The 20,080-nt window shown below is 52.7% G+C and carries 17 protein-coding genes; 7 read left to right on the forward strand and 10 right to left on the reverse strand.

Translation table 11 applies throughout. From position 1 onward, the window contains the following. Window positions 1–7: 7 nt before the first annotated feature. From H2515_RS11400 to H2515_RS11435, 8 genes are all read right to left on the reverse strand, one after another. A complete protein-coding gene (locus H2515_RS11400) occupies window positions 8–370 on the reverse strand; it encodes a response regulator (protein ID WP_035193798.1) in 363 nt (120 codons plus the stop codon). Then, on the reverse strand, window positions 363–3,131 hold the full coding sequence (locus H2515_RS11405) for a response regulator (protein ID WP_198660189.1): 2,769 nt from the start codon (window positions 3,129–3,131) through the stop codon (window positions 363–365). Before H2515_RS11405 ends, H2515_RS11400 begins: the two co-directional genes overlap by 8 nt. A gap of 453 nt (window positions 3,132–3,584) precedes the next feature. Further along, complete coding sequence (locus H2515_RS11410) at window positions 3,585–4,721, reverse strand: GGDEF domain-containing protein (RefSeq protein WP_232821368.1); 1,137 nt, start codon at window positions 4,719–4,721, stop codon at window positions 3,585–3,587. A gap of 30 nt (window positions 4,722–4,751) precedes the next feature. Further along, window positions 4,752–5,333, reverse strand: a complete 582-nt coding sequence (locus tag H2515_RS11415; RefSeq protein WP_198660191.1) for a DedA family protein — start codon at window positions 5,331–5,333, stop codon at window positions 4,752–4,754. A gap of 73 nt (window positions 5,334–5,406) precedes the next feature. Continuing rightward, a complete protein-coding gene (locus H2515_RS11420) occupies window positions 5,407–5,838 on the reverse strand; it encodes an integration host factor subunit alpha (RefSeq protein ID WP_408626787.1) in 432 nt (143 codons plus the stop codon). After that, on the reverse strand, window positions 5,835–6,110 hold the full coding sequence (locus tag H2515_RS11425) for an HU family DNA-binding protein (protein WP_198660192.1): 276 nt from the start codon (window positions 6,108–6,110) through the stop codon (window positions 5,835–5,837). Before H2515_RS11425 ends, H2515_RS11420 begins: the two co-directional genes overlap by 4 nt. A gap of 125 nt (window positions 6,111–6,235) precedes the next feature. Next, complete coding sequence (locus tag H2515_RS11430) at window positions 6,236–6,487, reverse strand: hypothetical protein (protein WP_198660193.1); 252 nt, start codon at window positions 6,485–6,487, stop codon at window positions 6,236–6,238. A gap of 67 nt (window positions 6,488–6,554) precedes the next feature. Further along, entirely contained in the window at window positions 6,555–9,368 is a 2,814-nt protein-coding gene (locus H2515_RS11435; protein ID WP_232821629.1) for a putative bifunctional diguanylate cyclase/phosphodiesterase, read from the reverse strand. Between the two features lie 2,169 nt (window positions 9,369–11,537). Between H2515_RS11435 and H2515_RS11440 the strand changes: the two genes are divergently transcribed. Further along, window positions 11,538–12,467 (forward strand): class I SAM-dependent methyltransferase, encoded by a 930-nt coding sequence (locus H2515_RS11440; protein WP_198660194.1) that lies wholly within the window; start codon window positions 11,538–11,540, stop codon window positions 12,465–12,467. 58 nt (window positions 12,468–12,525) lie between these two features. Here H2515_RS11440 and H2515_RS11445 read toward each other — a convergent pair whose 3' ends face one another. Both H2515_RS11445 and H2515_RS11450 read right to left on the reverse strand, forming a co-directional pair. After that, window positions 12,526–13,650, reverse strand: coding sequence for an EAL and HDOD domain-containing protein (locus tag H2515_RS11445; protein WP_232821370.1), 1,125 nt, complete (start codon window positions 13,648–13,650; stop codon window positions 12,526–12,528). Window positions 13,651–13,879: 229 nt separating this feature from the next. Next, complete coding sequence (locus tag H2515_RS11450) at window positions 13,880–14,686, reverse strand: EAL domain-containing protein (protein ID WP_232821372.1); 807 nt, start codon at window positions 14,684–14,686, stop codon at window positions 13,880–13,882. Window positions 14,687–15,417: 731 nt separating this feature from the next. Between H2515_RS11450 and H2515_RS11455 the strand changes: the two genes are divergently transcribed. The 6 genes from H2515_RS11455 (at window position 15,418) to flgF (ending at window position 20,075) form a co-directional block, all read left to right on the forward strand. Continuing rightward, complete coding sequence (locus tag H2515_RS11455; protein ID WP_051984874.1) at window positions 15,418–16,593, forward strand: sigma-54 interaction domain-containing protein; 1,176 nt, start codon at window positions 15,418–15,420, stop codon at window positions 16,591–16,593. A 280-nt stretch (window positions 16,594–16,873) separates the two neighbouring features. Continuing rightward, entirely contained in the window at window positions 16,874–17,230 is a 357-nt protein-coding gene (locus H2515_RS11460; RefSeq protein ID WP_065413809.1) for a flagellar basal body rod protein FlgB, read from the forward strand. Between the two features lie 9 nt (window positions 17,231–17,239). Continuing rightward, window positions 17,240–17,650, forward strand: a complete 411-nt coding sequence (gene flgC / locus H2515_RS11465; protein ID WP_035194065.1) for a flagellar basal body rod protein FlgC — start codon at window positions 17,240–17,242, stop codon at window positions 17,648–17,650. Between the two features lie 16 nt (window positions 17,651–17,666). Next, window positions 17,667–18,035 (forward strand): flagellar hook capping FlgD N-terminal domain-containing protein, encoded by a 369-nt coding sequence (locus H2515_RS11470; RefSeq protein WP_051984873.1) that lies wholly within the window; start codon window positions 17,667–17,669, stop codon window positions 18,033–18,035. A 27-nt stretch (window positions 18,036–18,062) separates the two neighbouring features. Beyond that, the gene (gene flgE / locus H2515_RS11475; RefSeq protein WP_198660196.1) at window positions 18,063–19,319 is read left to right on the forward strand and encodes a flagellar hook protein FlgE; all 1,257 of its coding nucleotides are present in this window, start codon (window positions 18,063–18,065) and stop codon (window positions 19,317–19,319) included. 12 nt (window positions 19,320–19,331) lie between these two features. Next, the gene (flgF, locus tag H2515_RS11480; protein WP_065413813.1) at window positions 19,332–20,075 is read left to right on the forward strand and encodes a flagellar basal-body rod protein FlgF; all 744 of its coding nucleotides are present in this window, start codon (window positions 19,332–19,334) and stop codon (window positions 20,073–20,075) included. Window positions 20,076–20,080: the final 5 nt, after the last annotated feature.

Raw genomic sequence — 20,080 nt, forward strand, 5'->3', positions numbered from 1 at the left:
TCCTGCACTAAAGAAAACGGCCCACAACCTCTATAAGCGTCTGATGACCTATCGGCTTACTCAGATAGGCATCACAGCCAGCAGCAAAAATGCTTTCCTCATCCCCTTTCATAGCCAAGGCCGTCAGGGCCAGGATAGGGATCCCCCGCGTCGCGGGATCTTCCTTCAGGATGCGGATTGCTGTAAGTCCATCCATGCCCGGCAGATGAATGTCCATGAGAACGAGGTCGGGGTACTCGGCACGAGCGATGGCAAGACCCTGCTCTGCATCGCCGGCATGCAGAACCTCATAACCGGCCTTGCGCAAGACAATACCTGCAAGCTTGTAGTTAGTTATATTGTCTTCAATGATCAAAATCCGCTTAGGCAATTCCTTCCCCTTGGCGAGAATGGGCAGTGCTCAGTGCGCGGCGCACCTCTCCGAGGAATTGATCGCGCCTGAAACCAGCCTTCTCCATGATTTTCAGGATATGCCCATTCAGGCGACGGCGATCCTCTGGCGTAATTATTTTAGCCGTCAAAACTAAAACAGGGATGGCCGCCATGCTTGGGTTTCTCTGCAGCGCGTCCACGACGTCGAAGCCGTTGAATTCCGGCATCATCAAATCCAGCAGGATAAGATCGGGATGAAGATGTTCTGCCATGGTAACGGCATCCCGCCCGCCATAGGCACTGACGACCTCGTAACCGCCATTGCTCAACTGGCGATTAATGATCGCCACCGCCCGCGCATCGTCATCAACCACCAGGATCACGGGGCGATTCTGTCTCGTCACCACAACACCGAGTTTTTGTAGGATTTTTTCCAGACGTTCCATTTCAATGGGTTTCTGCAGGATTTGAACACTCCCGAGGAAGAAGCCTGAACCCTGCTCTGAATCCATACTGGTAATTACCACCGGGATGGTAGCCAGCCGATCATCCCGGTGTTGGGCCGCTAAAAAATCCCAGCCGTCCCTTCCTGGCGGATTCATCTCCAGAATAATGAGATCTGGGCGCTCTTCACGTGCCATATCTAAAGCGCTAACAGGATCGCGAGCCAGGCGCACGCGAAATCCGTCGTCCCTCAAGTAACCTTGCAGAAGGGTCGCGGTGGCGTCGTCATGCTCTACCACCAAAGCAGAGCGATTTGTTTCGGAGGCAAAAACCACCTTCTCGGGATCCGCCTCTGCAAAAACGACCTCCTCTCGCCAGGGAAGCCAGACATGAAAGGTGGATCCCTCCCCAAGCGTACTTTCCATGGTCACTCGCCCACCGTGCAGTTCTGCCAGACGTTTGACGAGGGAAAGACCGAGACCAGTACCTTCATAGCGGCGATCCAAACCACTGTCAGCCTGGACAAAGGGCTTAAAAAGCCGTTCCTGATCTTTTTTCGCGATACCGATGCCCGTATCGGCCACACTGATTTCCAACCAGTCGGGATAGGCGGCATATTCAGGGTCGGACAAATCGTTTCTGCTATGCCCGCAGAGCGTTACCTGACCTCCGTCGGGAGTAAATTTCACGGCGTTGGACAGTAGATTGTACAGAATCTGCTTGGCCTTGCGCGCATCCAGGTAAACGGGAGGAAAGTCTGGTTCCACTTCGAGGTTGAGCCGAATCTGGTGGGCGGCTGCCTTTTCCCGGACAATGCCCAAAGAACCCTGGAGCAAATCGTGGAGGTTCGCCGTTTCCAACTCCAGCTTCATCATGCCCGCCTCCACTTTAGAGAGGTCTAGGATATCGTTGATGAGAGAGAGGAGATGCCGGCCGCTTTCAAAAATATCCTTAGTCGCATCTTTTTGTTCAGGGCTAAGATCACCCATGACGCCATCCTTCAACAACTCGGAAAAACCAATAATGGCATTGAGGGGGGTACGCAACTCATGGGACATGTTGGCCAGAAAATCGGACTTAGCTTGGTCTGCCATGCGCAACAACTGATTCCTTTCCAGCAATGCTTCGCTTTGTTTGCGCAACTCAACGGCCATGATTTGCTGGTTTTCTTTCTGCGCGATGTGGTTGAGGGCAGCGCCCATCTCTAGGGAAAGCTTTTCCAGGAAGGCGGTCTTCCTCTCGCTTAGTGCTTGTAGCGAGGCCACCACCAGCACCCCAAATCGCTGCTCCTGATAACGGATCGGCACCATGGCGATTTCTGCAGGTCGAATCTGACAGACCCCTGTGTCCACCAGAAACCCAGAGCTGTCATCGGGTTGTCTCAAGCAGTGCAGATGGTCTGACACAGCCGCTTCGCCCAGAACACCCTCTCCGCGCTGAAAACTGCTTGCCAGTCGTCTATCGGTACCCCGGTGTGCGGCCAGAACAAAGTGGCCTTGCCACTCGTCATAGCGATAAAATGCAGAGACCGGGAAGGAATGGTTCTCCGCCAGGATGCTCAGAACTTGTTGAAGGATCTCCGTTAACTCAAAACTGGAACCACTAAAGAGGGCAAGAATTTGTCCTTGACTGCGTTCAATGCACAGAGATTCTTCCAGCCCTCTTTGCGCTTCGCGACGCTCACGCCCCTCTTTTCTAATTTGCCAAAAGAGCCCGGTAAGCAGTGCAATCAGCAAGACAATCGTAATTCCGATGGCCCATAACGTTGCCTCGCCCGCCTCTTGGGCCGCCTCGGTGCGTTTCCTGAGCAGACCGCTTTCGGTCGCATGCATCTTCTCGACCAGATCATGCACCGCTGCCATATCGGCGATCCCTTCGCCCGCACGGAGCATCACCCGGGCCGCAGGAAGACCCTGTTTTTCGTAAGCGTGAAGAACATCATCAAGAATCTGCAAGCGTCTTTGTGACTGCTGCCGTAGCGCTACCGCCCGATGCTCTTCGAGTGGATTGTCCGTCACTTTGTTCGGCAAATCATCCAGTGTCGCCTGAAAGCGCTGGATTGCAGCCTGACGTTCCTGGAGATAGTAAGAATTGCCGGTAAGGAGATAGCCGCGCTGCGCAGTTTCTGCCTCATTGATCAGCGACCAACAGCGGTCAAGGCTCTGTAGTACCGTCTGGGTATGCTCCACCCCATAAGAGGCCCGGACATAGCCAGTCGCAGTGCGAAAGGCCAGCGCCCCCACCGTGACAAGCGCTAAAACGGCCAGGCTAAAGCCTGCCAGTATTTTATTTTCTGTCGAGAATATGGAGTTCATTCAGAAGGATAGAGCTCCTTTTCAAATAAGTTAAGTTTTTTCTGAATTACTCTAGTTTAGATATGCATGAGCTTCAGTATATAACGTAACCACTGGCCTGGCTGTATTGGTTTTGCCGAAGTTGTCACTGCTAATGTACCAACTGCTAACAGGGGGCCACGCCGCAGTCGTAGGATCGTTTCAGCCAGGTAACGATTCAAGCGATAATAGCGTAAGGAGGCTGCGGCAGCCATATATACGGACATCGCCACCTGACGCCAAATCGTGGGCGTAACATCTTCAAGTTCCATCTGAAGCAGGTGGCTGTACGCCTGTTTGGCTTGCGGCCTGCAAGGCATGGCCATACGTTCTACTCCATGATGAGTCGGTACCGATCACGATGATCAGAGATGATAGAACGTTATCCCTGCTCATCTACTCGCATATATACTTTATCAAGGCGCATACAGATCACTATTCCGTGACGATTCGGCCCTTTCCATTGAGTTTAACCTGGTACATATGGTTGTCGGCCAGTTTGACCAGATCGCTCCAGTTTTTGCCACTTTCGGCTTGTAATTCGGCAATGCCCCCGCTCATCCCTACGGGTTGCCCGTCCGGCTTCTGCACGGTGTGTCCGGCAAGAATGACCTGCAGGCGCGCCTGGGCCTGCCCGGAATTCGCATAAGGCATCACCACCACGAACTCTTCACCGCCCCACCGTATCACGGCATCCCCCATCCGTACCCCGGATTGCAGCAGTTGTGCAATTTCCTGAAGTACCCGATCTCCCGTCTCGTGTCCCCAGTTGTCATTGACGCCCTTGAAGTTATCCACATCCAGCATGGCGATAGAGAGTGAGTGGGGATGGCGCTCGGCCTGAGCAAACAGCAGGGCTAACAGATCTTCGCCAGCGCGCCGGTTAAACAATCCGGTCAGGGGGTCCGTAGAAGATTGCACGAAGAGTCTTTTCATGCTTTGAAGCTGGCTCATGGAGGCCAGGGCAGCAACGCCGGCTACCAGCGCCAGATCAATGAGTTCCGGTAGGATTCGAGAATTCTCCCGCAACCATAAGGGAAGTGCAAAAACCGTAAGCAGGGAAAGGGTGAAGGTCAAAGTTTCCAGCAGGGCCATAGGAAATACCCCTATACTTGCCATGAGTATAAAGAGTAGGTACGTATACCCGTCGAAATATTCTGCCGCGCCATTAAGCTGGGTATGGGCAAGTAAGACATGTGCGAAGAGAAAGAAGAGTGCGGGAATCAGAAAGAGCATGACCATAGCCAACCGGGCGTGTCGCTGTGTCGGACGGCACCTGCAAAAAAAGGCCAATATGGCAAATGCCACGGCCACGATGATCCGTCCGCTATCGAGGAGGATGAACAGATGATGGGGGAGCAGAAAATCATCTACAGCGAGTCGGAATGGGGCGAGAATGGCCAGCAGGGCGGCAATGATACGGACACGGGAGAGGATGAAACGTGCCCGTTCGCGCTGGAAAAGGCGGGGATGGTGACGACTGGAAAAGAGATCTCGCCATTCTCCAGGGGCCAGGAGGAGAAACGATTGTATGGAACGGGGCACGGCTACCGCTATGGAGTTATCGGGCATGCGCATGGCCGGTGAGTTGCAGGAATCTCATTATACAGCACTTTCCGGAAGATTGGATTCGATCGGATCCAGGTGACCCTTTTTCCTTACTCCAGAAGTAAATATCCCGCTACCCACCAGCCACCGCGCCGCATACAAGGACCCAAGCCATGGCACCCAGTAAGCGCCGCCATGCGAAGCGCCAAAAACCCATCTTGGCACTGTCTGCCACATAACCCTGCAATTGCGCAAGGGAACAATGAAGCGCCCCAGCATGACTGCCACGGGACTGTGCCGCTTGAAAAAACAAGCCGTCTTCTCCAGGCGCGGCGCGGTAATTCCAATCCATCGGCCCCAGCGCAGCGGGATAAGATGGCTGAACCGGCTGCCAAGGCCATAAGCCCCATAATTGCCCAGAGTAGCGGCGATAACGGTCATCGGAATCGGCAGCCAGATGGAGAGTGCGCCATATCTGGCTAGAAAACCCGCCGCCACCAGTATGGATTCCCCAAGCATGAATATTACCCCGAAACTGTCGAGGAAGATCGCTCCGGATATGACCCACAACCCATACCGATGGATGATGGGCAATGCCGTGTGAGTGGCTGAAAGCAGAAACGGCGGAATATTCACGGAATGTCTCTCTTGATGGAATTCCATCATCACGATCAGATCTTGGTTTCCGTCCACTATTCCTGACCGAATGTTATCCCTGTTCGTCCACAGCGGCGCGGTTGCCGCCTGCAAGACACGCCTCCTTGAGCAATGGGCTCGCCCGGAACGTCACTACCCGCCTTGCAGCGATCGGAACCACCTCACCAGTCTGGGGATTGCGTCCGGGTCGAGCGCGTTTATCGTGGAGCGTGAAATTGCCGAAGCCATGCAGCTTCACCTCTTCTCCTGCGGCCAACGTGGCGCGAATGGTGTTGAAAAATGATTCCACCAACCTCTTACTCTCTTTACCGGTCAATTCCATCGTGTCCACCAGGTGATCTGTCAACTCCTGTTTGGTCACCGTTCGAGGTGTCGCAGGATCTTCCAGCGACACGAAAGCGGACCCTTTAGCGGGGTGCAGCCCCATGCCGGGGTGCAGTCCCTCAGACTTTTGCAACGCCGCAGTCGTCACCGGGGAACTCATCCCTTAACCGCGTCCTTGAGAACCTTCCCAGCCTTGAACGACGGACTTTTCCGCGCAGAAATGTTGATCGTCGCGCCGGTCGACGGATTGAGCCCCAGACGCGCAGGACGTTCCGACACGGAAAATGTGCCAAAACCAACCAGGCTAACGCTTTCGCCAGCGGCCATGGCGTTCGTTACTGCGTGAATAACGGCATCGATGACTACAGCAGCTTTCTGCTGTGAAACCGCTGCTGTCTTGGCGACCTGGGCTACCAATTCCTGTTTGTGCATGGGATGTTCCTCCTTTGGCCAACGACATTAATGCGACTTTTAGTCGAAGATGGAAGGCAACACAAGGTTTTCAATTTACTTATTGGCTTTTTGAGGCACGGAGCAACTGGAATTCCGGAAATGCATTATCCCCTATCGCGGATCCACTGATACAACTGCGCCATCAACTGTTCATTAAGGGCCATTAGCCGCCGCCCAATGGAATCCGCATCTTCGCTGTTCAGTGATAGTGAATGCGCGTCACGAAGCATCTGATGGAGCTCGTGATGTAAGCAATCAATTTTTGACGGAATGGAATACTTGGTCTTTTGCCGTTCCAGCCAAAGGCCTAAATGACAGTGGCATTCATCGTTAGGGCCCAGGATACGGTCAGGCATGGGCCCCTTTCCCTGCAGAGCTCCGACACACTGGAAGACGCGTAGCCGATGAGCGACGAGGAAACCATCAGTTGTTATATCCGTCAGAACCCCATGCATTTGTGGTAGGGGGTGGTGGTGCTGGTAACTCATTGTCATAATTAAGTATATTGAATGACTTAACCCAGCCTGGCACCTCACCAGCAGGCATGGGTTTAGAGAAGAGATAGCCCTGCATGGCATGACAATCCAGTGTCTTCAGCAGCTGTAAATGGCCGATGGTTTCCACTCCCTCCGCGACCACTTCGAGACCCAGCATATTGGCCGTCGTTGTAACACCGGCAACAATAGCGAAGTCCCGCGGATCATTGAGGATATCCCGCACGAAGCTCTGATCCACCTTGATCGTTTGGGCTGGCAGTTTCTGCAGGTAGCTCAGGGAGGCACTACCGGTGCCAAAGTCATCCAAAGCAATGCGCAGACCCAAGTTATTGCAGGCTCGCAGGGTCTCCTGCGCCGTGGGGAAATCCAGCATGGGGGCAGTTTCTGTGACTTCGATCTCGCACATCTCAGGTGCGAGGTCAGGATGCGCTGCCAGGGCAGCACGCATATCATTTAGAAACTCGGGATCCAGTAGATGGCGGGCACTGATGTTCATAGACATCCGTAAAGGAAGCCCATCGCGATGCCACTGTTCTCCCTGAGTGAGCACGGCATCAAGTACAAAACAGCCAATGCGCCGTGCCAGACGCGGATGATCCAGGGCATTCGCAAATGCAGCAGGGGCGAGAATCCCGCGCTGCGGGTGCACCATACGGATCAAGGCTTCAAAGCCGATCACTCCCTGGCAGGGCGCAACCCCTTGGCCGGGTGTCGGCCCGTCGTTGGTCGACACCACCGGCTGGTAGTACATTATCAGCCGCTGCTCTTCGAGTGCCTCCTGGGTCATCGTAATCTCCTCCATGAGTTGTTCCTGTTGGGTATCCATGGTTTTTTCATAGAATTGGTACTGGTTACGCCCGCCATTCTTGGCGGCATAAAGTGCCATATCGGCATGTCGCAACACACTCCGTTGATCACCGTCATCCCAAGGGATGACGGTGAATCCTAAGCTGCCCGAAATGGTTACGCTGTTTCCATCCAAAAGCATCGGTTCGGCAATCGCCTGGAGCAGACAATTCGCCAGGTGTTGCGCCCCTTCCATATGATGGATTTCGGGAAGCACCAGACCAAATTCGTCGCCACCAAGTCGGGCTATCGTATCCACCGTCCGTAATGCCTCCCGCGTTCGGCGCGCCACTTCTCGCAGAAGAATATCCCCCATATCGTGACCCAGGCGGTCATTCACCTGCTTGAACCCGTCCAGGTCCAGGATGCCCACTAGCAGAAGGGTTTCCTGTCGAGTAACCGCGCGAACCGCCTGTTGCAGGCGATCCAAAAACAAGGCACGATTCGGTAAACCGGTGAGCAGGTCATGGGTGGCCTGATAGGCGAGATCTGCCGTGAGTTGACGTTTCTCCGTCACATCATGAAAAACCAGCACGACACCCAGAAGGGTGCCATCTCGTGCACGGATAGGGGCGGCTGAATCTTCTATGGCGCGCTCTTCTCCCTGTGCGGTAATAAGTATGGTGTGATTGGCCAGTCCGATAATTTTGCCTTCCTGCAATACCCGTTGAACGGGATTCACCGCCGGGGCATGGTCTCCTTCCCGGACAATCTTAAAAACCGTATCCAGTGGTTTCCCCAACATTTCAGTACGCGAATAACCCATCAGGGACTCGGCAACGGGATTAATGCTTGTCACCCGTCCGGAGACATCTGTGGTGACCACCGCATCACCGATGGAGTGCAGGGTAACTTCCGCCCGTTCCTTGGCTTCCCAGAGTAATGACTCCGCAGCGGCTTTTTCCTGTATTCTTTCCCGAGCCATACGCCGGACTGTCAGGTAACCCACGGCCGAAAGCAGCAGAAGAGTGAGTATGGCTGCCAGTGGCCCGGTCATACGGTTCCACCAGTCAGCCACCAGGACAGAACGCGGCAAGCCCGCTCCGGCCACAAGCGGGTAACCGGCCACGCGGTACCATGCGCCCAATCGCCACTGGTTAACGACCGTGGCCAAACCGTAGTACACATCAGATTGTGCACCTTGATGCGCAAATATGGATTGTGCGGCGATACCATTTTGCCGAATGCCAAAAGAGGTCTTGGTCGGCGGTGGATAACGGCTTTCCAGAACGCCCCCGTTGCGCAAGAGAAATATAGAACCATGTTGCGGCAACGGTAGAGCCGCCCAAAAAGGCAACTGCCCATTCTGCAAAGGCAATAGCACTACCATCCGTAGAGGCTTGGACACGCCATGATCAAGTATCTGCGTCTGCAGAAACAGAGGCACCATCCACGCTGCGCCTTCTCGTGTGTGCATGGACGTGGTTTGTATCGGTGGCCCCATACAAAATCCAGGAGAATGCCAACAACGATCGAGGATGCGGTGTTGTTCCGTATTGATTTTGAGAAGAGGTTGCACGCCCCTTCCAGATGGAGAAAGTAGCGCATCCAGCAAGCCCTTATCGGCGCCGGCGGCGACCGGGGACCCTTGCCATGACCGAACACCGATGGCAGCAAAATTATGTTCTAATACCAGATACTTTTCGAGGGCTTCACGGGTGGTGATGGGATGGTTTACCCCTTCTCGATCGACCTCGTTTCCCAGCATCAGCATGGAGTTGTGTGCATCATTTAGAAAAAGGTGAGTGCCATCGGCAACAGCGGCGGCCATCGCCAATAGATTGGTGCCATACTGGTGGTGGATTTGCTGCCAATCCGCATACCCCAACCATCCTCCGACCGCCAACACGACAACCAAAAACAGCAGCCAGACGCGGTTGAGCCAAGTTAGCATGGGCAAAAATGGCGACACTCTTGCATAAGGGATATGCGACTCGATTCCATTTCTGGGGCAGAGCATTGTACCTGTTAGCTAGTACAGAAACGCAAAGTCTGCCACGTTTGGTTCACCTGAAAGGGAATGGAATACTTCCGCAGGGTCTGCTGATCAGTGGCCCGAGTACGGAAAGGCGGAACAGCGCATCAGACCCGGCATCATACGCTATGGTGGACCCATGGGTTCACCATAGCGCAACGCAATCCGTGGCCCCATATCATCATCGGTCACGGTCAGAACATCGCCTATCTTGGATGGGACCGAAGGCAGTCTGTGACGAGGATAGGAGAAAGTAGATGGGCGTTTTGGCATTCTACAACGTCTTTATGTCAGGCTTACCATACAATGAGTTACGCTCAATCTCTTGCCGATTTGTAGAAACAAATAATATCTTATTTATTTATACTAAATAGGTGGTTAGGAGATTTTGGCTTGGTGCTTTGGGAGCAGGATGTCGTAGGTTCGAATCCTATCGCCCCGACCAATCAATAAATCAACAAGTTAGGCCATTTCTTTGAGGTGGCCTTTTCTACAACTATCGGTTTTGGGGCACTGAGCCGTGAAACATCAAGTCAATGATTATCACCGGTGGCCACAAACCCCGGGATTTGCCCCAGTTCGGGTGAGTCAACACCATACTGGGCAATGGTAAGTAGGCCGTAGGAGTTTCACCCTCAGCCTCTCGCAGAACCGTACGTGAGTCTCTCAACTCATACGGCTCCCGTTGTCCAGTCGGCTATCATTTCCATAAACGTGCCAGTGCACAAACAACGATGGGCATGCTTTCCTCATCCGGTTGAGCCAGTCAGCACTGCGGCGCTTATGCCCCGCCAATGCTTTGTATTTCCGACGAGCCCAGCGCTGGAGCTTCTGATCAAAATGATTGAGACCTTACGCATAACCGTTTTGTAGAAAGCCCCGTAGTAGTTCCACCACCCATGTAGGATGGCGTTATGCCTCCCGTGGTCGGAAGGTGAATCCCAGAAACGTAAACTGCGTCGTAGGGTACGCCGCTTTACGGTTACTGTCCTTGCAATAAACAATCTTCGACTTATCCGGGTGCATGCTCAACAAGCATGCTGCCAAGCGTGTCTCGATTGCTGTCATGACCTCATGTGCCTGCCTCTCCGTGCGGCAGTGAACCACTTTCACGCGACACTTGGATACCCTCGACGGTCACAAACTGCCTGTTTGGAAATGTTGTACGACTTTGCTGTGCTCATGCCACGCATCCTTGTCTAACCAAGTTGGTGACCGTCGCCAGCTGGACAACGCCATCCCTTCGCTCCATTCTCATTACAAGAATTTCATCACTACTACGAATGACTCCGCCCCTCGGCCTCTGCATCGGTATTCTTCCTCGCGGTGGTAACCGCTTGTCATTTCCCTTGGCATCAGAGGCGAGGTTCTCACGTTCCATATCAAAACCTGTATTGAGATCATGCCGCCTATACACCGGCTGCCATCTGGACAGTAAACAGGTGCCCTCCAGATTGGTCCCGAGACTACTGGGCGATCTCGGTTTTGACAGCATTTGACTGCTTAACGATGCGTCTTCGAACGGTTTGCTTTCGCTCATCTTCTCAATACCTACCTGACGCCGTTATCGGCGCCTTTTCCACGGTCGCTCACCACCACGCCTTTTGAACGCAGCGGCACCGGGCGGTTTGAAGCCAGCCCCTGCAGGCAGATTTCGGGGGGCCTACTCCCATCTTCGATACAGCATCACAGGCTTACGCCTGCGTTCGTGACACACCTAAAAATAGGTCTTTCCGGTGCTTATCATGCCTTAAAGTTTCGGAAATATACGCAATGATATCTCTCCACCATGACCTATCGCTTCAACCGCCGTTTCAACTTGGCCACGTTACCCATGAGCTTGCTTCGCGCAGTGGAATCATCGTGCCAATCAAGTAAAGCCTTTACCTTAGCACCTGAATTATTTTCCATTCAAAAGCATCTATCATGAATAACGATTTCACCATGAAACGTTGCACGGAAAGATAATTCACATCATACTGGACAAAGAAACTACAAACCATATCTTGATGCAGCGAGATCAGCCTGCTGCAGGGGCACCTTGGCACCAGCATCAATCATATTTAGACTGGCCAACTGGCGAGGATCATGTATATATCTGAAATAAGTGCCGACAATGAGGAATATGATCTTTGGGCTGACTGGATTCTGCATCGGCGCAATGCTGGCAGCCTTGAATTCAAGCAGCGCATCATGGCTGAAGTTGAGCGTTATGCGGACCGCGTGCTCGATGCTGCACAGTTGCAGCCGGGGATGACACTTGTGGATGTCGGTTGCGGAGACGGATTTCTGGGCTTGCGTGGAATAAAACGCGCAGGCCCCACACTGCGCGTCATCTTCACGGACATTTCTGCACGCCTGCTAAAGACTGCGGAGGAAAAATGTATCCGCGAAAATGTACGTGAACAGTGTACATTTTTTATTGCTTCTGCTGAAAATCTTTCAGCTATCGCAGACCAAAGTGTTGATGTTGTTGCCACCCGCTCAGCGCTCGCATATGTTCACAACAAACCAGCTGCACTGAGCGAGTTTTGGCGGGTACTCAAACCGGGTGCAAAAATATCTTTTGCAGAGCCAGTATTTCAGGATGAGGCTCTCGCTGTTGGCGCTCTGCGTGCAGTCATTGAATCCAATCCTAAAACAGCACATAACAACCTTATTAATCTGATTTACCGATTGAAATCAGCGCAATTTCCCAGCGACAAAGATCAGATGGAACATGCGTCATTCTGCAACTTTTCCGAGCGCGACCTGCTGCGCATGGTACAAGAAGCTGGATTTCATGAGGCCCACCTAGAATTGCACATCGATGTGTATAGATCGTTAATAAACTCTTGGGATGAGTTCATTGGCCGTTCACCGCACCCACTTGCTCCGTCACCGCAACAGGTCATGGAACAATCATTCAGCGTGGACGAACAGAATTTGTTTGAGTCTGTGATACGCCCAGCAGTAGAATCCAAGACGATCCTCGACAACGAGCGAATCGTTTATTTAACGGCGACAAAGCATGCTTGATGAATTCAATATAGCACCTAAACAGGTAGATAGTTGGACAGAATCATTCCTAAAGCAGTTATTCCAGGCTGGTGGCCCAAGCCATAGATTCCAGAGACATACGAGTGATGTCGGCGATGGTGAAGCCCAGGGATGCAGCGCGGTCGCGCACCACATCAATATCACCGCGCTCTGCAGCCTCAATGACTTGGAGCAGGATGCCGTCTTCGCCTTGATGCTCCATTATGGCCGCACGCATTTCTGGGCACAGCCGCAACTCATCCAATAGCCCAGCCATCGGTTGTTCCAGACAAGCATTCAGCAACGACAGCATACCAACCAGGAAAGACCGGTGCAGCGCGAGGGGATGGGATTCCAGTAGCGTTGAACGTTCGCGTAACATTTCAGCGAGGCGGGCGCGGGTCGCCGCAATCACCAGCAACGGGCTTTTGTGCCCACCCTGGCTGGCAAAGAGCAAGAGGGTCAGCCAACGCTGTAAAGGTTGACGACCGAGCAGAATAAGTGCGCGGCGGATGCTATCGATTTCCTGGCCGCGGGTCAAACCTGCTGAATTCAGGTAGCGGAGGAGCTGATAAGATAAACTTGGGTCCTTACGAAAGGTTTCTTCGATATCACTTAACGGATTTTCTTCTGCAAGAAGATTCAACAAGTTAAAAATTGTGCGCTGATTTTCGGTAAGTGTTCTCCCCGCGACAATCTCGGGGCGCATAAAATAATAACCCTGGCTATAATCAACGCCTATTTCAAAACAGCGCCGCGCTATGGCTTGGGTTTCTACGCGCGTAGCAATGAGTGCCGGCGTGCTGGCCAGGTTGGCCTTGCGGACCATGTTTATCCACGCCTCCCATGCCGCAGGCTCATTAGTGTTAGTGTCGACCTTGACGAAATCCATGAGTTTCAGTAGTGCCATTTGCCACGCCACACCCTCAAAACGATCCAAAGCCAAGCGAAAGCCGCGCTTCTGCAAATTCATCAACTTCTCAATGAAATCATGGCTGGGCGCTTCGGTAATAGTAAACGCAGGAATGATCTGTTTTGGTGGAAATAGCGCCAGACTTTCTTCATCAAAATAACTATTATTGAAATTTATGAAGGCCGGCTTCCCGCCCAATAATTGTTCTACATTAAATACACTAAAGGTTTTGAACATTACTCTGGCCGAGGAGAGGAAGGGGTCGGTCAATGGTCCATCGTCTTCGTCTCTGACAAAAAGTTCATAGCCAACAACTTCACCCTGGCGGCCGAGAATAGCCTGCCGGACAATGAGTTCCTGTGTGCCTTTGGAAGCGGATATTTTGGGAAATTCAATGGGCATAATACACCGTCATGAGGCGATTTATGAGAGTAACAGCTTGCGGAATTGGTGGCGGGATTCGACGTATTGTGGTCTCCAGGAGGAAAATATCTTCACTTTACAAATGCAAATCGCACAAACGGAGAGGGGGTAGGCTACGCCTACCATGGTACGACTGGACGTTATACTGCGTCACCCAGCCTGGAATCAACTTCGGCGCCATGGGTCTCGCTATGGCGTAGCCCTGCAAACAGTGGCATTGCAGCTGGGTAAGCAGAGCGGCATGCTCAGTTGTTTCCACCCCTTCTGCCACCACCAGCAGTCCCAGCAAGTTCGCACTAGTTACTACTCCGGCCACGATCGCATGATCTTTGGGATCGTGAAGGATGTTTCGGACAAAACTCTGATCGATTTTGATGGTTTGCGCAGGCAACTTCTGCAAATAGGTCAAGGAAGCATTCCCCGTGCCAAAATCGTCCAGCGCGATCCGCACTCCCAATCGGTTGCAGGCCAACAGAGTTTTTTGTGCCTTGGCAAAATCGAGTAACGGTGCGGTTTCGGTGATCTCAATTTCAACCGCGGATGCGGGCAGGTCGGTATGCGCATCCAAAGCCATCTGCAGATCGGATAGAAACTCCTGATCCAATAAATGGTAAGTGCTCACATTCACCGAAACGCGCAGAGGCAGGCCCTGCCGATGCCAGGTTTCTGCTTGCGTTAGTGCCGACTCCAGCACGAAACAACCGATGCGTCGCGCTAGGCGCGGCGCATCTAGGGCGCTGGCAAAGGCCGCAGGAGGCAATAGTCCGCGCTCCGAGTGGTTTAGACGGAGCAATGCCTCCACCGCCACGGGCCCTTTGGCAATATCCACCACGGGCTGGTAGTGAAGCAGCAATCGCTCCTGATTCAGTGCATCTCCCGTCATCCTGATACTCCCAATTTGGTCTTTTTGAGGTTGATCCATAGGCTATTCAACCCATTGAAACTGGTCCATCCTCGCTGCTTTGGCCGCATAAATGGCTAAGTCCGCATGCCCCGCAGCTAATCCTCGGGGGCGCATCATCCAGCAGATGGACGCAAACGCTGTCCACACCCGCGTTGTGGTAATCCAGGGGGCGCTCGGGGGTGGCCAACCTGCTGGGTTACGCACCATACCACCTGCAAAACGGAGCGCGGCCACCTCCGCCACGACGCGAAGTACCCTACTGTCTAGTACTACGGCACACAGGCGCCATTCGTCCGTTACCGTGCCCATGCCGGCAAACACCCTTGACCGAAAATCTGGGTGATCCATAAGATGGCGCGCATGATGGATAGGGTGAAATACGAACAACGACTTATCAGAAATCCATCGTCCCGCAGGAGAAAAATAACGGACAGTCTTCGATTGTCTGCCAAACTCAGCCACGGGATTCGTGTTACCACACCTTGACAGTTCGTGCTTTCTGTCCCATCTATCTTATTCCACGGAGTCATCGACGAAATGCCTACAAGAACCCTCACGAAATTATCCGCCTCCTTAAATCGCTGTTTCTGGGAACCCAAGTTGCCTATGCATTTGCTCAATGCGTGCGTAGATTATAAAACTCGTCCGTTTGACGACTGAGAAAAGCTTGTAACATAACCTAACTCTATCATATCCAGGAAAAAATTTTTATGGTCAGTGCTCGTCCATTACGCTCCGAAAAAAATCGTCTAGCGTCCGTCATCGGTGAATCGTCAGCCTGGAAAGTTATACTCAATGCGTTGAACGCTCTTTCGAGGGCACCCTCTTCTATATCGGTCTTGCTAACCGGCGAAACTGGCACCGGGAAGGAAGTGGTGGCGCGTGCGCTTCATGAGCAATCTGATCGGGCTGGGAAGCCTTTTATCGCAATCAACTGTGCTGCAATACCATCTGACCTGCTTGAGTCAGTGCTTTTTGGCTATGAAAAAGGCGCTTTCACTGGGGCATTGTCGAGAACAACGGGAAAATTTGAACAGGCCGATGGGGGTACAATTCTTCTAGATGAAATAGGAGATATGCCATTACCATTACAGGCCAAACTCTTGAGAGTTCTACAGGAAAAACAAATTGATCGAGTCGGCGGGAGAGATCCAGTAGATATCGATGTTCGCATTCTTACTGCCACGCATCGGAATCTGCGGCAGGAAGTAATCACTCGGCGCTTCCGCGAAGATTTGTATTATCGCTTGAATATCTACCCAATAGAACTTCCGCCATTACGCGAAAGGGCTTCAGATATTCCCTTATTCGTTAATTATTTTGCCGATCGATTGCGCACCAAGGGGTATCCATCATTAACAATTGCTGACGCTGCACTCGATATTCTGATGCGCTATTTTTGGCCGGGGAATGTACGGGAATTGCAAAATCTGGTGGAGCGCTTAGCCGTGCAGCGGTTAAACGGGTACTCCGGACAGATTGTACCAGAAGACCTTCCTAGCTATTTATGTCATCCTTTGGTGGATTCGTTACGCACTGATTATGCCGACAATCAGTACTCTGACAAATCAACACCCGCAGAAAAATTGGGATTCTCAGTACCTCAACCAAAAATTTCAGATGACAATTTCAGTTTGCCGGACATATTGCGCCAGATTGAGCGCACATATATAGCGCAGGCTATGCAACGCGCTAATGGGAATATGTCGGAAGCCGCCAGGCTGCTGGGAGTTCCGCGAACCACTCTGTTCACTCGCGTGCAGTCGCTGAATATTCCATATACAGAGCGTCGGCGATCAGTTAGGTCCCTGAAGAACGCTTGCGGCTTGATCGATAAAAATATCTCTAACCTGCACGATGCTGTCAATACGGTGGTCGTCGAATAAGTTCTGCGTCGCCCTCTGAGATTTCTCAGAGGGCGACTGTAGCGATGATGCTGGATACCACGAAATGAGTCTGTGCGTATTTTCCGACCGGCACCACAGCATGCCATGCCTGGAGATGGGTGACATACTGCCGCACGAAAAACAGAGCCGTCAAACTTGGGGCACCGAGGTGTTATCCAGACTCGCAACAAGCATCTAAATATCTATAAATTTAATTGCGATCAATAAGTTATTACATGGCATAGCTATTGCATGATTTGGCGAGCTCTCAGGAGGCGCCATGCTTGCAAATATCACGTTTTTTGGTAAGGCCATGTCCTTGCGCAATGCACAACTGGAAGTGCTGACCAGTAATCTTGCTAATGCATCAACACCAGATTACAAGGCGAAGAATCTGAACTTTCGTGCTGCCTTCGCGGCCGCTCTTCAGAAGCCCGGAAACGGTGTTGGCAACACTCTACGTTATACGCAGTATGAACGGGGCTCGCCGGTCGGCTTGAATGGCAACTCCGTCTCAGCACAGCAAGTAATGATGCAGATCACACAGACAGCTTTGGCAAGTGAGGCCGACGAACAGTTTGCATCGGGAGCCATCCAATCGATGACCAACGCTATCAATACCTCTTCTGTTTATTAAGGAGCTCACATGTCTTTAATCAGCGCCCTCACTATCGCCGGCGATGGCATGTCTGCCCAATCCATGCGGTTGGCCACGACAGTCAGCAACCTCGCTAATGCAAACAGTGTGACATCTAGCACAGGAACTCCCTACCGTGCCCGCGAAGTCGTCTTTGCAGCACAGCCGCTGAGGACGTCCTCCAATGGTATGCAACTCGATACGGTGCGCACCGCAGGTGTTGTGCAGAGCAATGCGCCCCTTCGCTTACTCTATGAACCCGGAAATCCACTCGCCAACCCAGAGGGATATGTCCAGTCATCGAATGTCAATCCCATCGAAAGCATGGTGAACATGCTCTCCGCCTCGCGTGCCTATCAAGACAACGTCACGGCCGCCAATGTCCTGAAAACCGTCGCCATTAAAACCCTTTCGCTCTAAGTATCAGGAGAAAATTATGTCCATCAGTTCCGTTCTTGCTTCCTCACAACCAGTTTCTCAATCCGTAGCCTCCAGCCTGGTAGCCGGTAGTACAACGGCATCCAGTAGCGGGACGGCCTCTGGCAATATTTCTGGACAAACCATGACTGAATCGGACTTCCTCACATTATTGGTGACCCAATTGCAGAACCAGAACCCTTCGCAGCCAGTCAGCAATAACCAGTTGGCGCAGGAGATCGCTGGGTTCACGACGGCTAACGGTATGACACAGGCCGATGGCATTCTGCAACAGATCAGCAACCAAATTTCGCAACTTGGCACTGCAGCAGCAACAAGCACTTCTGGTTCATCCACTTCCGGTCAGGCTGCAACGACTGTCGCCTGATCAGCCTATTGCTAAGGAGCACAAGACATGGGTTACAACACGGCAGTTAGCGGCCTAAATGCCGCACAAACCGATCTCAACACCATTGGCAACAACATTGCGAACGTGAATACCGTGGGCTTCAAAAGCTCCAACGCCCAATTTGGCGACCTATATGCCGCATCTATTGCCGGCGCGGCCGGTAATAATACGACCCCGGGTATCGGGGTTTCAACGGTCACGCTTTCCCAAAGTTTTACCCAGGGCAATGTGACCACTACCGGCAATCCGTTGGATATGGCCATCAACGGCGGTGGTTTTTTCATTTTGAACAACAATGGTACCAATGATTACAGCCGCAATGGGCAGTTTCAGATCAGCTCCGGTGGTTATTTAACGAATAATGCCGGACTGCTTTTACAGGGATATCAGCCGGTATCGGGAGCTCCTGGCAAATTCGCCACAGTGTTAGGCAATCTCAAGATCAACAATTCCGCGATGCTCCCCCAAGCGACCACGCAAGCGGGGTTGATAGCCAACCTCAACGCCACCGATCCCGCTATCAATACGGCGACGACCCCCTTTAGCATGTCAAATCCAAACAGTTACAATAGCTCTACCACCACGCAGGTATATGACAGCCTAGGAACGGCACAGAATGTCACCCTATACTTCGTTAATGCCAGCGGTACGGGTGGAGCGAACCAGCCGAACAACTGGGATGTTTATTACGCCGCCAACAATAGCAATGGCAATCCAGTTTCCTCAGGATCGTTGACAACGCTAAGCTTCAACAACAGTGGAACGCTGGTTTCCGGGGCTTCCGGCACCATCAACGTGGCCTCGTGGGGCAATGGCTCGTCAGGCAGCAGCATCAATGTCAGTCTCTCTGGTTCCACGCTCACGAACTCCCCTTTCGCCGTGACTTCGGAGACGATCAATGGCTATGCGCCCGGCACCTACTCTTCCATCTCCATTCAGAAAAGCGGCGCAGTGGATGCGAATTTCACCAATGGGCAAAGCCGTGCGGTAGGGCAAGTGGCTCTGGCAAATTTTGCGAACTTGCAAGGATTGTCTCCGACGAGTGGCAACCTGTGGCAAGCCACAGCCGCTGCGGGGAACCCATTGGTCAATGCTCCAGGTACGGCAGGTCTCGGTGCCATTCAGTCTGGTGCGGTGGAGTCCTCCAACGTCGGGCTTTCTTCACAGTTAGTGGCAATGCTCGTCGCACAGCAGGCATATCAAGCCAATACACAGACCATCAAAATGCAACAGCAGGATACTGCTGTGCTGCTGCAACTGTAAGGACGACACATTATGGAGGGATCCGCGTATATCGCCATGACCGGGTTACTGGCCGCATCCAAGCGGCTAGACGTGACGGCTAACAATCTCGCCAATGCCAGTACCACGGGTTATAAGGCCGAACGCGCGGCTTTTCGCGCCGTTCCATTCTTTTACCAAGGACAACCGAATCGGGTCGACGTGGTTGCGCAAAAGAATGGTATGGACCTCCAGCAGGGAGCCATACAGCAAACGGGGCGCTCACTGGATATCGCCTTGAATGGCCCAGGGTTTTTCGTGGTGCAATCGCAGGGTGGCGAGAAGTCCTATACGCGTGCAGGCAACTTCAACCTGTCGGCGCAGGGAATGCTCATTAACGCGAGCGGTCAAGCTGTACTGGGAGTTGGTGGATCGCCCATCTATGTGCCGTCAGGGGCCAGTGTGCGTGTCACTCCGGATGGAACAGTATCCGCAACTCCGAACACCCCTAACGCGCGAGCCTCGAGCGTAGGGCAAATCCTAGTCGTGAACCCACCGTCCGCATCCATTCAACCACAAGGCAACGGTTTGTTTGCGCCCAACCCTGGGCAGAAAGTCGGCATAAAAGGGATTGCGGCACAAATTGTCCCCGGTGCGCTGGAAGGCAGCAATGTGAATCCGGTCAACAGCATGATCCACATGATCAGCGCCTCACGTCTATTTCAGTGGGAAACCCAAGCCGTGCAGACCATTTCCACCGACCAAAAAGATGCCAATTCCATCCCTAGCAATCTGTAAGGAAA

The organism is Acidithiobacillus ferrivorans, from assembly GCF_016250455.1.
Classification (GTDB): Bacteria; Pseudomonadota; Gammaproteobacteria; order Acidithiobacillales; family Acidithiobacillaceae; genus Acidithiobacillus; species Acidithiobacillus ferrivorans.

Excerpts from the sequence above, each read along its gene's own strand:
- H2515_RS11470 (WP_051984873.1), top strand. The coding sequence starts at position 17,667 with ATGTCCATCAGTTCCGTTCTTGCTTCCTCACAACCAGTTTCTCAATCC.
- flgF (WP_065413813.1), top strand. The coding sequence starts at position 19,332 with ATGGAGGGATCCGCGTATATCGCCATGACCGGGTTACTGGCCGCATCC.
- H2515_RS11450 (WP_232821372.1), bottom strand. The coding sequence starts at position 14,686 with ATGACGGGAGATGCACTGAATCAGGAGCGATTGCTGCTTCACTACCAG.
- H2515_RS11425 (WP_198660192.1), bottom strand. The coding sequence starts at position 6,110 with ATGCACAAACAGGAATTGGTAGCCCAGGTCGCCAAGACAGCAGCGGTT.
- H2515_RS11455 (WP_051984874.1), top strand. The coding sequence starts at position 15,418 with ATGGTCAGTGCTCGTCCATTACGCTCCGAAAAAAATCGTCTAGCGTCC.
- H2515_RS11435 (WP_232821629.1), bottom strand. The coding sequence starts at position 9,368 with ATGCTAACTTGGCTCAACCGCGTCTGGCTGCTGTTTTTGGTTGTCGTG.
- flgE (WP_198660196.1), top strand. The coding sequence starts at position 18,063 with ATGGGTTACAACACGGCAGTTAGCGGCCTAAATGCCGCACAAACCGAT.
- H2515_RS11420 (WP_408626787.1), bottom strand. The coding sequence starts at position 5,838 with ATGAGTTCCCCGGTGACGACTGCGGCGTTGCAAAAGTCTGAGGGACTG.
- flgC (WP_035194065.1), top strand. The coding sequence starts at position 17,240 with ATGTCTTTAATCAGCGCCCTCACTATCGCCGGCGATGGCATGTCTGCC.
- H2515_RS11405 (WP_198660189.1), bottom strand. The coding sequence starts at position 3,131 with ATGAACTCCATATTCTCGACAGAAAATAAAATACTGGCAGGCTTTAGC.
- H2515_RS11410 (WP_232821368.1), bottom strand. The coding sequence starts at position 4,721 with ATGCCCGATAACTCCATAGCGGTAGCCGTGCCCCGTTCCATACAATCG.
- H2515_RS11460 (WP_065413809.1), top strand. The coding sequence starts at position 16,874 with ATGCTTGCAAATATCACGTTTTTTGGTAAGGCCATGTCCTTGCGCAAT.
- H2515_RS11440 (WP_198660194.1), top strand. The coding sequence starts at position 11,538 with ATGTATATATCTGAAATAAGTGCCGACAATGAGGAATATGATCTTTGG.
- H2515_RS11430 (WP_198660193.1), bottom strand. The coding sequence starts at position 6,487 with ATGCCTGACCGTATCCTGGGCCCTAACGATGAATGCCACTGTCATTTA.